Genomic DNA, 13,807 nt, shown 5'->3' with positions numbered 1-13,807 from the left:
TGTGTATCGCAACACGTCAAAATTAGAACGGGTAATCGTTATAACCCATTTGCTCTGAAATCTTACGCGCTGCGGTGTGCAGCATTTCGACATATTCGTGCAAACGTTCTTCAGAAAAACGCAGCGTCGGGAATGAGATGCTCAGACCCGCAATGACCACGCCGAAACGATCAAACACCGGTACCCCGATACAGCGCAGTCCTTCTTCCTGCTCTTCGTTGTCTTCGCCATAGCCCTGCTCACGGACTTTATCGAGTAATACCAGCAATTCATCAGTGTTAGTGATTGTCCGATCTGTACTGCGTTTGTACTCAATACCATCCAGAATTTGCTTCACTTCATCGCGGTCGCGCCATGCCAGCAGCACTTTACCAATGGCGGTGCTGTACAGCGGATTACGACGACCCACGCGGGAATACATGCGCAAATTGTACATCGAGTCGATTTTATGGATGTAGACAATGCTGTCTTCATCCAGCGCACCGAGGTGTACTGTTTCCTTGGTCAGACGTGAAAGTTCGCGCATCTGGATGTCAGCGCTACGGATCAGATCAACGTTCTGTAATGCACGCGCACCCAGTTCAAATAATTTCAGGGTCAGGGAATACTTCTCAGACTCGCCTTCTTGTGCCACATAGCCCAGCGTTTTCATGGTCTGCAAAAAGCGATAAACGGTGCTTTTTGACATCATGACGCGTTGTGACAATTCGGTAATACCAATTTCGCGCTCTTCACCCAGCGCCTGCAGGATGCCAAAAACCTTCAGCACGGAAGATACAGAATCGGGTTGTTTATCCAGATCTGCGATAGCCATTTACCACCTCATTGCGAGTGTTTTATAAAAATCAGAACCGGTTTTTATTATAATTTCACGTACCTGCCGTCGCAATCTGTCTTTGCTCACTTAGTTACAAATCTGCGACCTAACGCCTGAATATCAATGCTAAAATTATTATTCTCATCATAATTTCCGACAAAATTGACTTCCTATGGAAAAAATTCAGGCCGATGGCCTGCCATTGCCCCAGCGATACGGTGCAATTTTAACCATTGTTATTGGCATCTCTATGGCAGTACTGGACGGCGCAATTGCTAACGTTGCCCTGCCGACGATTGCCACCGATCTTCAGGCCTCCGCGGCCAGTTTCGGGTGGATCATTAATCAGAGCTGTCATTTCTGTCAAAGCTGACACTTTAAAAGAACAGTTTATTGACGCTAACCAAGATCGTATCTGCGTTCATAACGCACACTTCCACGACTATTATTTGAACGTTGGCTTATCTGGGCACAGCTCTTTCAACGTTCTTGACGCTAAGGTTGTTCCAAACGATGAAAACTAAAATTTTGCTTGTCATGGCACTGATGACTTCGTTCTCTGGTGCTGCTCATGCAGTGGGTGTGCAGTATGGTGAATACCAGCAGGTGGAGAACATCGCACAATGTGGGTATATTGCCAACACAATGATCGCCGACAACACTGCTCAGGTGATGGAGTTGTCACTCAAAAAGTATGTAGACATAACAGCGCGAATGCGCCCTGGCGGTTATAACCCATCTCCTGTCGATCTGGCCACTGACTATGCGCTGTTCTTCCAGCAGTCAGTGTCAGATACAGAAGATGACATGTTTAAAGCGATCAATGCACAGGGCCTATCTCTTGCTCCTGAGTCCTGGCAAGCTATGGCCGCTCAGTTTTGGGTAAGCAATAACTGTGCAGCTATCACCGCAGTGAAGTAACGGCAACGCGATACAGGAAGGACAGACCGTCTTCATTAATGGAGTATTTGACACAAAGGCGAAATCGAACGCTGGCTGACTCACATTCTTTCTTCCAAAGTGGGTGCAGAACATCGCCAGCACTCGATCCATCGATCATCGTATTGTCTGGTTAAGAGGGAGATTTAACCTAAACCTGCAACTACAACCACTTCGGTGGACATATCGCGCCTATCGGAGCACAAAACTATCCCTCTTTGGCGACATCTTCGTATTCGGAGCGTTTATTCTTTTTCGTATGGGAGAATACCGATTTTGCGCTCTTCACCCAGCAGCGCCTGCAGGATGCCAAAAACCTTCAGCATGGAAGATACAGAATCGGGTTGTTTATCCTGAGCGCGATAGCTATTTACCACCTCATTGCGAGTGTTTTATAAAAATCAGAACCCGTTTTATTACAATTTCACGTACCAGCCGCCACAATCTGTCTTTGCTCACTTAGTTACAAATCTGCGACCTAACGCCTGAATATCAATGCTAAAATTATTATTCTCATCATAATTTCCGACAAAATTGACTTCCTATGGAAAAAATTCAGGCCGATGGCCTGCCATTGCCCCAGCGATACGGTGCAATTTTAACCATTGTTATTGGCATCTCTATGGCAGTACTGGACGGCGCAATTGCTAACGTTGCCCTGCCGACGATTGCCACCGATCTTCAGGCCTCCGCGGCCAGCTCAATCTGGGTCGTTAACGCCTACCAAATCGCGATTGTCGTATCACTCCTGTCACTCTCATTTTTGGGTGATATGTTTGGCTACCGTCGCATATACAAGTGCGGACTGGTGGTATTTCTGCTCGCATCACTTTTCTGTGCCCTCTCCGATTCGCTGCACATGCTAACACTGGCGCGTGTGGCTCAGGGGTTTGGCGGCGCGGCGCTGATGAGCGTGAATACAGCACTCATTCGCCTGATTTATCCGCAACGTCAGCTTGGACGAGGAATGGGGATCAACTCCTTTATTGTGGCGGTTTCCTCAGCAGCAGGCCCAACTATTGCGGCAGCGATCCTCTCAATTGCCTCGTGGAAATGGTTGTTTCTGATTAACGTCCCGCTGGGGATTATCGCGTTGCTGCTGGCCATGCGCTTCCTGCCACCTAATACACCGCGCAGCAATAAGCCACGTTTTGATCTGCCCAGCGCAGTGATGAATGCGCTAACGTTTGGCTTGTTAATTACTGCACTCAGTGGGTTCGCGCAAGGGCAATCGCTTAAGTTAATTGGTGCTGAGCTCGTAGGGCTTATCGTGGTCGGTTTTTTCTTTATCCGCCGTCAGCTGGCGCTGCCGGTGCCGTTACTACCGGTTGACCTGCTGCGCATTCCACTGTTTTCACTCTCGATTTGCACGTCAATTTGTTCATTCAGCGCGCAAATGTTGGCGATGGTTTCCCTGCCTTTCTTTTTGCAAACCGTACTGGGTCGTAGCGAAGTCGAAACAGGACTACTACTGACCCCATGGCCGCTGGCAACCATGGTGATGGCGCCGCTGGCTGGTTATCTGATTGAACGCGTTCATGCGGGTCTTTTAGGTGCGCTGGGTATGGCCGTCATGGCAAGTGGGTTATTTTCGCTGGTGCTACTGCCTGCGACTCCTTCTGATTTTAATATCATCTGGCCGATGATTTTATGCGGTGCGGGTTTTGGCCTGTTCCAGTCACCGAATAACCACACCATCATCACCTCCGCACCACGTGAACGCAGCGGTGGAGCGAGCGGGATGCTGGGAACGGCACGCTTGCTTGGACAAAGTACCGGGGCAGCGCTGGTTGCATTGATGCTCAATCAGTTTGGCGATAACGGAACACATATATCACTGATAACAGCGGGTGTACTGGCAACGGTTGCCGCCATAGTGAGCGGCCTGCGTATCACGCAACCGCGCGCATAAACGCCATGCCCGGTAGCACTTCGCCGGGCATGGCGTCATTTATTATTCGCGTAACAGTGCCGATGTCACCATTCCGGTTGGTACATAGGATTGGACGGATCGTCGGTATCTCCCATTATACAATCTGAAAAAAACTCCAGACTAAATCCTGCAGTGGCTAACTGCATCAATTTACGCTGCTCATCCGTTAAATTCGCTGTTGGGTCGAGCTCTTCTGCTGAAGCAGCATCTTCTGCGGAAACTGGCGTTGTGCTGATGGTCATATCGCTCATGATAAATACCTATTTCAGAAACTCTTTTTGGGTTTCCAGCAAAGCTTCTATCGTCGACGACAAGACTTTAGTCAGGTTATTGAAGATAGTATTGGCCTGGCTTAATTTTTCAGACATAACTTGCGACTGACTCTCTACCGTACTCGACATCGTGTTCATCGAGTTTTCCCACTCGTTGAACATGCTGCTACTGATAGTGACTGATTCATCTGCGTTGTGCCCTTCAAAATCCCAGGTCGATGCGGGAGAGACATAAATATTCGCTTCATCCCCGCCAGTTCCGTTCATGTCATATGACCGGTCTATAACAACAATACTTTCTGTAACATGCACACTAGCATTACTATTACCAGCTTCACCATTAGTTTTTGCCGGGTCTAACATTGCCGTTGGAATTAAATAACAATCATATTCATGATAATCTTTAGTATCCGGTGATGTTACGAGTGTATAACCCGTCGGGATATAAAACTCTTTCTCGTCTATTTTGTCAATGGGGACAATAACCATATCCTTAGACGTTGGAATAACAGAATATGATTTATCACCCCCTGTATTTCCAGTATATCTTGTATCGGGAGAAACGACGGCTAAAGGCGGTGGTACAGGAACAGCCGATGCTGGAGACGCACTTCCAGCATCGGCTCGATACGCATACGATGAAGATGACTGAGATCCGTGAGCCTCAAAATCCCAATCGTCAGCATCGCTAACATAGATATTAGTTGCATCCTTGCCACTTGCTGGACCACCGTTGACCATATTCTTGATGTTGCTAGTGTCCAGTCCGCATTTAATGACATTATGAATATCAGTGATAGTGCACCTAACCTCGATACGGCAACAATTCAGGAGCGAGGTAGTGCAGCAGGCCAAATTATCAAGAGATTTCTTCTCTCCCCTCGAACAGTGCATATCTCGGACGCGAGCATAGCTAAACTAGAGCAATCTGGTTTTGATGCTTACATGAATCAAGGGCTTCAGAAATTGCCAAAAGAGGACCGTGAAATGACATTATCCATATATAAGGCTTTCGCCACACACCTAAATAAGTCAAGCGAGAATGACGTGCTAAAAAATGATGTTTCTTCTACCTTTTTCGGACAGGCTATATTGACAACATCATCTTTTCTCGAATCCAGTCGTATTGCGAGGGAGGCCCCAGGTATCGCCGGGGTTGGAGTTACTAGTACAGGAGAGGCTATCAAATCCGTATATGAAAAATTTCTTACTTACATTAACTCCCTGTAATTAATTCACCTGCATAGCATTTTATTCTGGATATCACCACACGATTGATAGTTTGAACTATTAAAGAGCCGCATCGCGGCTCTTTATCAATCCAGGCCACTTACTTCAGGTATTCCCCACTGCGCAGCGCTTCAATACGCTTATCCAACGGCGGGTGTGTCATAAACAGCTCACTCAACGATTTGGATTTACCGTTGATGCAGAACGCCATCATACTGGTCGCTTCCTGCGGCTCATAGCTGGTTTTCAGGCGCTGCAGCGCGGCGATCATTTTTTCACGACCCACAAGTTTCGCTGAGCCTGCATCCGCATGGAATTCACGATGACGTGAGAACCACATGGTAATGATGCTCGCCAGAATACCAAACACCAGTTCCAGCACAGTCGCCACCGCAAAGTAGATCAACGGGTTACCGTTGCTACCCTCTCCTTCATCGCGGTTACCGCCCATAAACCCAGCGGCAATCTGCGCCAGAATACGCGAGATAAAGATAACAAAGGTGTTCACCACACCCTGAATTAACGTCATGGTCACCATATCGCCATTGGCAATGTGGCTGATCTCATGCGCGATAACGGCTTCGGCTTCATCAGGGCTCATGTTTTGCAACAGGCCGGTACTCACAGCCACCAGCGAAGCATCCCGGCGTGCACCGGTAGCAAACGCGTTAATATCAGGCGCGTGGTAGATTGCAACCTGCGGCATAGCGATCCCGGCCTGGCGGGCCTGATTCGCGACTGTATTCATCAGCCAGCGTTCTCTTTCATTACGCGGCTGCTCAATAACTTCCCCGCCAACGGACTTTAACGCCATCCATTTGGACATCAGCAGCGAAATGAAGGAACCACCAAAACCAAACAGCAGTGCCATGATCAACAAGCCTTGAACGCTGCTTGACTGGATCCCTGTCAGGCTCAATACCAGCCCGAAAACGACCATCACAGCCAGGTTCGTCAGCAGGAAGAGCGCGATTCGCATCATAATTTTCTTTTAACCTCAATTTAACAAAACGCACTATGCGATTACCCATATCGTATGGGTCTTACGGCTATTTTCAAGCATCCATAGGTGCTAAGTCACCAGAAAGACACAACTTTACATTTTATCGTATCAGACTGACGTCTTCATGCGTTTGTTAAAAAAACAGGCACAATTTCTTGTGCCTGTATGAGGTTATTGAGTGGTTGCGGGCTGTTCCGCTGGCTTCTCTTTCTCAAGATGCGCCAGGTCGAGCGCGATTTTTACCGTTTCATCCAGGTACGGATCCGGCTCCTGGTAATCCTTCGGCAGATCGTCCAGTTTCTTCAATGGTGGTTTGCCTTCACGTTTAAACCGATCGTTGATACGCGCCAGACGCATTGCGTCATCTTCGTTATTCTCTTTCTCGCGCTGAGCGTAATTGAGAGAAGCGATGTTGCGCTTATCCTTCATCGCATTGAAACGCGCAATGTCCTTCATGATGTACTGGAACTCAGGATCGTTCGCAATACGTGCATTGTGCTCTTTCAGCAATTCAGGTCCGAACGGCGTCAGATTATCTGACTTAGTGTAGGTTGCAGCATCAATGCTGTCCCACGGCAGCGCGTTATCTTCGAACTTCTCACCGGTTTCGGTTTCTTCATTACCTGTCGGCATGATGATATCCGGCGTTACGCCCTTACGCTGCGTACTGCCACCATTAACGCGGTAGAACTTTTGAATGGTGTACTGAACAGAACCCAGCGCCGGCCATTCCGGACGCAGCATCTGATCGTAAATACGATTCAGAGAGCGATACTGCTGTACGGTACCCTTACCAAACGTCGGTTCACCGACAATCAGTGCACGGCCGTAATCCTGCATTGCCGCAGCGAAAATCTCTGATGCCGAAGCACTGAAGCGGTCAACCAGTACCACCAGCGGACCTTTGTAGTAAACAACGCCATCAGTATCGCTGTCTTCGCGCACCTTGCCGTTGTTATCACGAACCTGAACCACCGGACCAGAAGGGATAAACAGACCGGAAAGCGAGACCGCTTCGGTCAGTGCGCCACCACCATTGGTACGCAGGTCGATAATCACGCTGCTGACATTCTGTTTTTCCAGTTTCTGCAGCTGAACTTTGACGTCATCCGTCAGGCCAACATAGAAACCAGGAATATCCAGTACGCCGACTTTTTCTTTACCAACGGTTTTCACCGACATTTTAACAGCGCGGTCTTCGAGACGAATGCGTTCACGCGTTAACGTGACGATGCGCGTCTTGGTTCCCTTACCGGCAGGCAGGATTTCGAGGCGAACTTTACTGCCTTTTGGTCCTTTGATCAGCGCGACAACATCATCCAGACGCCAGCCAATCACGTCGACCATACCTTTTCCGGTCTGGCCTACGCCGACAATACGGTCGCCAACACTTATCGCTTTGCTCTTGGCTGCCGGGCCGCCCGCAACCATGGAGTTAATGACGGTGTAGTCATCATCCATTTGCAGCACTGCGCCAATACCTTCAAGAGACAAGCTCATTTCCGTATTGAACTGTTCGGTATTGCGTGGAGAAAGATAGTTAGTATGCGGGTCGATTTCACGGGCAAAAGCCGTCATCGCCAGAGAAAACACATCTTCGCTATTGGTCTGCGCCAGACGGCGAATCGCAAACTTGTAGCGGCGCGTCAGCGTTTCGCGAATTTCAGCGTCGGTTTTACCGGTCAGCTTCAGGCTGAGTTCGTCAAATTTAACCTTGCCGTCCCACAGCGCATTTAGCTCTGCTTCGCTTTTCGGCCACGGAGCTTTACTCCGGTCGAGGTTAAAGTTGTCGTTACCCGTGAAATCCATTGGACGTGCCAGTACGCCTAATGCGTACTGATAACGTTCAAACCGGCGCTTTTGCGCCAGATTATAGAGATCGTAAAAGACATCCAGCTTACCGCTACGCAGTTCATCACCGAGGACCGTTTTCTTTTTTGCAAACTGTTCGATATCGCTCGCCAACAGCACGTTGTGGCTGTAGTCGAGCAGATTCAAATAGCGGTCAAAAATTTTCGCCGAAAACGCCTGATCCAGATCGAACTGGCGATAGTGTGAACGCGTAAAACGCGATGTCACACGTTCGCTTACCGTCGCATGCTGGGTTTCTTCCTTTAAAACGGGGATTTGATCGGCACGCGTGATGTCTTCCACAGCGAGTGCCTGGCCTGCAAATGCAAGCAGACCAGCTAACGCAGTAAGCCTAAAAAAAGTGTTCATGCCAGGCCTGGCCTCCGTTTCAGAACACCAGGTGTTCTGCGCGTACAATCAAAGACATACCCGAATTCAGCTGTACACGGACGCCATCTTTGGTGATTTCTAATACGGTGGCATCCATCGCATTATTACCTGCTTTCACCTTCAGAGACTGCCCTACCGTCAGCACTGAAATATCAGATACCGGGGTATGCTGTTCTTCACGAGGAGCACGCGGTGCTTTTGCTGCTGGTTTTTCAGCGCGAGGTTTACGCTCTGCGACTTCCTTACGACGCGGAGCAGGACGCGGCTTGCGCTCGCGACGCGGTGCGTCTTCTTTTTCACCAGCAGCAGCGGCCGCTTCGCGTTTTTTCGCCTGTTGCTCTGCACGTTGCGCCTGAACGCGGGCTTTAGCTTCTTCCAGCTGTTTGCGCGCATGTTCAACGTGCTGCTCATCCAGCTCACCACAAGGGTTGCCGTCAAGATCGACACGCGTTGCGCCCAATTTAACGCCATACAGATAGCGCCAGCTTGAAGTATAGAGACGTAAGGCAGAGCGGAGCTGTGTCTTGCTGAGGTTCATTTCGCCCTCAACACGCTCTACCAGATCCTGAAAAATGCCAATTTTCAGTGGGCGCGCTTCGCCTTCCGCACTAAAACACTGCGGGAAGCGTTCGGCCAGAAACGCGATGACTTCTTTACTGCTATTCAACTTAGGTTGATTTTCCATGAAATTTCCTGATTACAACGGACGTAGCCAACAAGCGCAGGCATGAACAGGCGTCATTATAATGACGTCATCAGTAATTGCTACGTTATCCGTTGATTATCCTGCGACGGTCGCAAAGAATTTTTTGTAATCCGTCGTTGCAAGCACGGTTTCAAGCTGTGCCACAAGCGTCCGCAGACCCTGTTCATCTTCTTCTGTAAAGCGACCAAACGCTGTGCTATCAATGTCCAGCACGCCGATAATTTGATTCTCAACCGTAATCGGCAGAACGATTTCCGCATTGCTGGCGGCATCGCAAGCGATATGGCCATCAAAGGCATGCACGTCCTCTATACGCTGAACCTGGTTCTGCGCCACCGCAGTACCGCACACGCCGCGCCCTACCGGGATGCGTACGCAGGCGATTTTCCCCTGGAAGGGACCGAGCACCAGCGTAGTGTTCTCAAGCAGGTAAAAACCTGCCCAGTTCACTTCTGCAAGACGTTCGTACAATAACGCGCTGGTATTCGCCAACGTTGCCAGAAAACTGGTTTCACCTGCCATTAATGCCTGAAAATCACGGTTCAGATCCGTGTATAGCTCTATTTTGTTCATTATGTAATCACTTAGTTGTCTTACTTAAAACTGCAGCCTACTAAAATAAACATTAAATGCGTAAATGCTCAAGATCATTCCCATCATGGGTTAAGATAACATTACTTCAACACTTGATTCGCGATACATGGCCCTTACTCATCCACGCATCACGCCGGCTAAAAAAATAGCGATCAGATCCATTGGTGAAGCGCTACCCCGTGCGCATTACCAACGATGCCCTGAATGTGACCTGCTGTTTAGCTTGCCGAAAATGCGTTCGCACCAAAGTGCATTCTGCCCACGCTGTGAGGCCAAAATTCGTGACGGCCGTGACTGGTCGTTAACGCGACTGGCAGCAATGGCTTTCACCATGCTGTTACTGATGCCCTTTGCGTGGGGAGAGCCGCTGCTGCACATCTATCTATTAGGCATACGCATTGACGCGAATGTGGTACAGGGCATCTGGCAGATGACCCGGCAAGGCGATCCGCTGACGGCATCCTTCGTGATGTTTTGCGTCATTGGCGCTCCCGTAATACTCGTTTCATCAATCGCTTATTTATGGTTTGGCAATATTCTCGGTATGAACCTGCGCCCAGTATTATTGATGCTGGAAAGGCTTAAAGAGTGGGTCATGCTTGATATCTATCTTGTCGGTATCGGCGTCGCCTCGATCAAAGTGCAGGACTACGCTTTTCTGCTGCCTGGAGTGGGACTCTATGCTTTTATTGCGCTGGTGATCCTGAGCATTTTGACGCTGTCGCACCTCAATGTTGAGCAATTATGGGAACGCTTTTATCCACAAAGGCCCGCACGCCGCCCCGACGGACAGCTTCGTGTTTGCCTCGGTTGTCACTTTACAGGTTATCCTGATGCCCGAGGCCGCTGTCCCCGTTGCCATATTCCATTACGCTGGCGCAGAAATCAGAGCATCCAAAAGTGCTGGGCAGCTCTGCTGGCCTCGATTGTCCTGTTGCTGCCTGCTAATCTGCTGCCCATCTCGGTAATTTATGTTAACGGTGCCCGCCAGGAAGACACTATCCTGACAGGCATCATGTCCCTGGCGAACAGCAACGTTGGTGTAGCAGCCATTGTTTTTATCGCCAGTATCCTGGTGCCCTTCACCAAAGTGATTGTGATGTTTACGTTGTTGTTCAGTATCCAGTTTAAATGTGAACAAGGGTTGCGCACCCGCATCCTGCTACTCCGTATGGTGACCTGGATTGGTCGCTGGTCGATGCTGGACTTGTTTGTTATCGCCTTAACCATGTCGCTGATAAATCGCGATCAGATACTTGCTTTTACTATGGGACCGGCTGCGTTTTATTTCGGTGCAGCGGTAATATTGACTATTCTTGCAGTGGAATGGCTGGACAGCCGCTTACTTTGGGATGCACATGAGTCAGGAAACGCCCGCTTCGCAGATTGAAGCGCAGATTAAAACAAAACGCCGTATCTCTCCGTTCTGGCTGCTGCCGTTCATCGCACTGATGATTGCAGGATGGCTCATCTGGGGCAGCTATGAAGATCGTGGCAATACCGTGACCATCGACTTTATGTCCGCGGACGGTATTGTCCCAGGACGCACGCCCGTGCGCTATCAGGGTGTCGAAGTTGGCACGGTGCAGGATATCAGCCTGAGTAAAGATCTGCGCAAAATTGAAGTTCGAGTCAGCATTAAGTCCACCATGAAAGATGCCCTGCGCAAAGACACACAATTCTGGCTGGTCACGCCGAAGGCATCACTGGCGGGCGTTTCTGGTCTCGATGCACTGGTTGGCGGGAACTATATCGGGATGATGCCGGGCACCGGCGAGCCGGAAGATCATTTCGTCGCGCTCGACACGCAGCCAAAATATCGGCTGAATAATGGCGATTTGATGTTGCATCTGCGGGCGCCTGACCTCGGTTCGCTCAACAGCGGTTCGTTGGTTTATTTCCGCAAGATCCCGGTAGGCCGGGTCTATGACTACACCATCAACCCCAATCATCAGGGTGTAACCATCGATGTACTGATTGAGCGCCGCTTTACCAATCTGGTGAAAAAAGGCAGTCGTTTCTGGAATGTGTCTGGCGTGAATGCGGATGTCAGCCTGAGCGGCGCAAAGGTAAAACTGGAAAGTCTGGCCGCGCTGGTCAATGGCGCCATAGCCTTTGACTCCCCAGAAGATTCACAACCTGCCGCCGCCGACGACACGTTTGGGTTATATCAGGATCTCGCCCACAGCCAACGTGGCGTGATCGTCAAACTGGAACTACCCAGCGGCGATGGCCTGAAGGCTGGATCAACCCCGCTGATGTATCAGGGCCTGGAAGTCGGTCAACTGACCAGGCTGGATTTGAATCCAGGCGGTAAAGTCACTGGTGAAATGACCGTCGACCCCAGCGTTGTAACGCTGCTGCGCGACGGCACGCGCATTGAGTTACAAAGCCCCAAATTATCATTAAACGATATGAGCCTAAGCTCGCTGTTAACAGGGAAAACGTTTGAACTGGTGCCCGGCGAAGGCGAGCCACGTAGCCAGTTTGTGGTGATCCCCGGTGAACAGTCCCTGCTTCATGATCCCGGCGTTATGACACTTACGCTGACCGCCCCGGAAAGTTACGGCATCGATGCTGGCCAGCCGCTGATCCTTCATGGCGTGCAGGTCGGTCAGGTTATCGAGCGTAAGCTATCAAGCGATGGCGTTTCATTTATCGTGGCTATCGAGCCGCAGCATCGTGCACTGGTGCAAGGTGACAGCAAATTCGTGGTTAATAGTCGTGTGGATGTCAAAGTGGGCATTGATGGCGTTGAGTTCCTTGGCGCCAGCGCCAGCGAATGGATAAGCGGCGGTATTCGCATTTTGCCTGGTACCAAAGGTGAAATGAAAAAAAGCTATCCACTGTATGCAAACCTCGAAAAAGCAATTGAGAACAGCCTGAGCGATCTGCCCACCACCACCGTCAGCCTGAGCGCCGAGACACTACCGGATGTGCAGGCCGGGTCAGTGGTGCTATACCGTAAATTCGACGTCGGTGAAGTCATTAGCGTACGCCCTCGTGCCGACGCGTTTGATATCGATCTGCATATCAAACCGGAATACCGCAATCTGTTAACCAGCAACAGCGTGTTCTGGGCTGAAGGTGGCGCAAAAGTTCAGCTTAACGGCAGCGGCCTGACCGTACAGGCATCTCCCCTGTCGCGGGCGCTAAAAGGGGCGATTAGCTTCGATAACCTGAGCGGTGCCAGCGCCAGCCAGCGCAAAGGCGACAAGCGTATTTTGTACGCGTCAGAGACCGCTGCACGTGCGGTAGGTGGACAGATTACTCTGCACGCATTCGACGCCGGGAAACTCGCCGCAGGGATGCCAATTCGCTACCTGGGGATTGATATTGGTCAGATCCAGACCCTTGAACTGCTCACCAGCCGTAACGAAGTGCAAGCCAAAGCGGTGTTGTATCCGGAATACGTGCAGACCTTCGCGCGAAGCGGTACACGATTCTCGGTAATTACCCCGCAAATTTCGGCGGCAGGTGTAGAGCATCTGGATACTATCTTACAGCCATACATTAACGTGGAACCAGGGCGCGGTAACCCGCGCCGTGATTTTGAACTGCAGGAAGCGACGATTACTGATTCACGCTACCTTGATGGTCTGAGTATTGTGGTAGAAGCGCCAGAAGCAGGATCACTCAATATCGGTACTCCGGTTCTGTTCAGAGGTATTGAAGTGGGGACCGTCACGGGTCTGACGCTGGGTTCACTGTCCGATCGCGTGATGGTGGCCATGCGCATCAGTCAGCGCTACCAGCACCTGGTGCGCAATAACTCCGTGTTCTGGCTGGCATCCGGCTACAATCTCGATTTCGGCCTCACCGGCGGCGTCGTGAAGACAGGTACCTTCAATCAATTCATTCGCGGTGGTATCGCGTTTGCCACCCCACCAGGTACGCCACTGGCACCGAAAGCGCAGGCGGGTAAACACTTCCTGCTACTGGAGAGTGAGCCGAAAGAATGGCGTCAGTGGGGAACCGCCCTGCCACGCTAATCTTTTCCCTGCTCCGGCGTACTCGCGCCGGAGCGGTTAGCCTCGTCATACTTCAAGTAGGCGCGTAGTTGTCCTGCAAC

At 50.4% G+C, this 13,807-nt stretch carries 13 protein-coding genes and 1 pseudogene; 6 read left to right on the top strand and 8 right to left on the bottom strand.

What is annotated here, in order from left to right; translation table 11 throughout:
* Positions 1-22 precede the first annotated feature (22 nt).
* Positions 23-814 (bottom strand): DNA-binding transcriptional regulator KdgR, encoded by a 792-nt coding sequence (gene kdgR, locus SK32_RS03750; protein ID WP_005120190.1) that lies wholly within the window; start codon positions 812-814, stop codon positions 23-25.
* A gap of 175 nt (positions 815-989) precedes the next feature.
* On the opposite strand from kdgR, the pseudogene SK32_RS03745 reads away from it, so the two are divergent.
* Together SK32_RS03745 and SK32_RS03740 are read left to right on the top strand one after the other, a co-directional pair.
* Positions 990-1,163: pseudogene (locus SK32_RS03745) on the top strand (MFS transporter); the annotation flags it as partial.
* A 167-nt stretch (positions 1,164-1,330) separates the two neighbouring features.
* On the top strand, positions 1,331-1,738 hold the full coding sequence (locus SK32_RS03740; RefSeq protein WP_048211399.1) for a hypothetical protein: 408 nt from the start codon (positions 1,331-1,333) through the stop codon (positions 1,736-1,738).
* 263 nt (positions 1,739-2,001) lie between these two features.
* Here SK32_RS03740 and SK32_RS26585 read toward each other — a convergent pair whose 3' ends face one another.
* The gene (locus SK32_RS26585) at positions 2,002-2,133 is read right to left on the bottom strand and encodes a hypothetical protein (RefSeq protein WP_264300076.1); all 132 of its coding nucleotides are present in this window, start codon (positions 2,131-2,133) and stop codon (positions 2,002-2,004) included.
* 167 nt (positions 2,134-2,300) lie between these two features.
* On the opposite strand from SK32_RS26585, the gene SK32_RS03735 reads away from it, so the two are divergent.
* Positions 2,301-3,668 carry an MFS transporter gene (locus tag SK32_RS03735; protein WP_048211398.1) on the top strand — a complete coding sequence of 456 codons (1,368 nt, stop codon included), beginning with the start codon at positions 2,301-2,303 and terminating at the stop codon, positions 3,666-3,668.
* A gap of 65 nt (positions 3,669-3,733) precedes the next feature.
* Here the strand turns inward: SK32_RS03735 and SK32_RS03730 are convergent, their stop codons facing one another.
* Both SK32_RS03730 and SK32_RS25640 read right to left on the bottom strand, forming a co-directional pair.
* Positions 3,734-3,940, bottom strand: coding sequence for a hypothetical protein (locus SK32_RS03730; protein ID WP_048211397.1), 207 nt, complete (start codon positions 3,938-3,940; stop codon positions 3,734-3,736).
* A 9-nt stretch (positions 3,941-3,949) separates the two neighbouring features.
* Positions 3,950-4,702: an IpaD/SipD/SspD family type III secretion system needle tip protein gene (locus SK32_RS25640; RefSeq protein WP_225807913.1), complete on the bottom strand. Its 753-nt coding sequence runs from the start codon at positions 4,700-4,702 to the stop codon at positions 3,950-3,952.
* A 42-nt stretch (positions 4,703-4,744) separates the two neighbouring features.
* Between SK32_RS25640 and SK32_RS26210 the strand changes: the two genes are divergently transcribed.
* Complete coding sequence (locus SK32_RS26210) at positions 4,745-5,191, top strand: hypothetical protein (protein ID WP_048211396.1); 447 nt, start codon at positions 4,745-4,747, stop codon at positions 5,189-5,191.
* 100 nt (positions 5,192-5,291) lie between these two features.
* On the opposite strand, the gene htpX is transcribed toward SK32_RS26210, so the two are convergent.
* The 4 genes from htpX to SK32_RS03700 all read right to left on the bottom strand — a co-directional run bounded on the left by htpX (position 5,292) and on the right by SK32_RS03700 (position 9,714).
* Positions 5,292-6,173 carry a protease HtpX gene (gene htpX, locus SK32_RS03715; protein ID WP_003034964.1) on the bottom strand — a complete coding sequence of 294 codons (882 nt, stop codon included), beginning with the start codon at positions 6,171-6,173 and terminating at the stop codon, positions 5,292-5,294.
* A 192-nt stretch (positions 6,174-6,365) separates the two neighbouring features.
* Positions 6,366-8,414: a carboxy terminal-processing peptidase gene (gene prc / locus SK32_RS03710; RefSeq protein ID WP_048211395.1), complete on the bottom strand. Its 2,049-nt coding sequence runs from the start codon at positions 8,412-8,414 to the stop codon at positions 6,366-6,368.
* Positions 8,415-8,433: 19 nt separating this feature from the next.
* Positions 8,434-9,120 carry an RNA chaperone ProQ gene (gene proQ / locus SK32_RS03705; RefSeq protein WP_048211394.1) on the bottom strand — a complete coding sequence of 229 codons (687 nt, stop codon included), beginning with the start codon at positions 9,118-9,120 and terminating at the stop codon, positions 8,434-8,436.
* A gap of 96 nt (positions 9,121-9,216) precedes the next feature.
* Positions 9,217-9,714: a GAF domain-containing protein gene (locus tag SK32_RS03700; protein WP_048211393.1), complete on the bottom strand. Its 498-nt coding sequence runs from the start codon at positions 9,712-9,714 to the stop codon at positions 9,217-9,219.
* A 127-nt stretch (positions 9,715-9,841) separates the two neighbouring features.
* On the opposite strand from SK32_RS03700, the gene yebS reads away from it, so the two are divergent.
* Together yebS and SK32_RS03690 are read left to right on the top strand one after the other, a co-directional pair.
* Positions 9,842-11,125, top strand: coding sequence for a membrane integrity lipid transport subunit YebS (gene yebS, locus SK32_RS03695; protein WP_048211392.1), 1,284 nt, complete (start codon positions 9,842-9,844; stop codon positions 11,123-11,125).
* Positions 11,094-13,727 carry a PqiB family protein gene (locus SK32_RS03690; protein ID WP_048211391.1) on the top strand — a complete coding sequence of 878 codons (2,634 nt, stop codon included), beginning with the start codon at positions 11,094-11,096 and terminating at the stop codon, positions 13,725-13,727. Before yebS ends, SK32_RS03690 begins: the two co-directional genes overlap by 32 nt.
* Positions 13,728-13,807 lie beyond the last annotated feature (80 nt).

Origin of the sequence: Citrobacter sp. MGH100, from assembly GCF_001034465.1 — a bacterium.
GTDB lineage: Bacteria > Pseudomonadota > Gammaproteobacteria > Enterobacterales > Enterobacteriaceae > Citrobacter > Citrobacter youngae.
Note: the sequence above shows the minus strand (reverse complement) of the source record. Positions and strands in the feature narration are given on the sequence as shown.

Excerpts from the sequence above, each read along its gene's own strand:
- SK32_RS26210 (WP_048211396.1), top strand. The coding sequence starts at position 4,745 with ATGAATATCAGTGATAGTGCACCTAACCTCGATACGGCAACAATTCAG.
- SK32_RS03740 (WP_048211399.1), top strand. The coding sequence starts at position 1,331 with ATGAAAACTAAAATTTTGCTTGTCATGGCACTGATGACTTCGTTCTCT.
- proQ (WP_048211394.1), bottom strand. The coding sequence starts at position 9,120 with ATGGAAAATCAACCTAAGTTGAATAGCAGTAAAGAAGTCATCGCGTTT.
- SK32_RS03690 (WP_048211391.1), top strand. The coding sequence starts at position 11,094 with ATGAGTCAGGAAACGCCCGCTTCGCAGATTGAAGCGCAGATTAAAACA.
- yebS (WP_048211392.1), top strand. The coding sequence starts at position 9,842 with ATGGCCCTTACTCATCCACGCATCACGCCGGCTAAAAAAATAGCGATC.
- kdgR (WP_005120190.1), bottom strand. The coding sequence starts at position 814 with ATGGCTATCGCAGATCTGGATAAACAACCCGATTCTGTATCTTCCGTG.
- htpX (WP_003034964.1), bottom strand. The coding sequence starts at position 6,173 with ATGATGCGAATCGCGCTCTTCCTGCTGACGAACCTGGCTGTGATGGTC.
- SK32_RS03700 (WP_048211393.1), bottom strand. The coding sequence starts at position 9,714 with ATGAACAAAATAGAGCTATACACGGATCTGAACCGTGATTTTCAGGCA.
- SK32_RS03730 (WP_048211397.1), bottom strand. The coding sequence starts at position 3,940 with ATGAGCGATATGACCATCAGCACAACGCCAGTTTCCGCAGAAGATGCT.
- SK32_RS25640 (WP_225807913.1), bottom strand. The coding sequence starts at position 4,702 with ATGGTCAACGGTGGTCCAGCAAGTGGCAAGGATGCAACTAATATCTAT.
- SK32_RS03735 (WP_048211398.1), top strand. The coding sequence starts at position 2,301 with ATGGAAAAAATTCAGGCCGATGGCCTGCCATTGCCCCAGCGATACGGT.
- prc (WP_048211395.1), bottom strand. The coding sequence starts at position 8,414 with ATGAACACTTTTTTTAGGCTTACTGCGTTAGCTGGTCTGCTTGCATTT.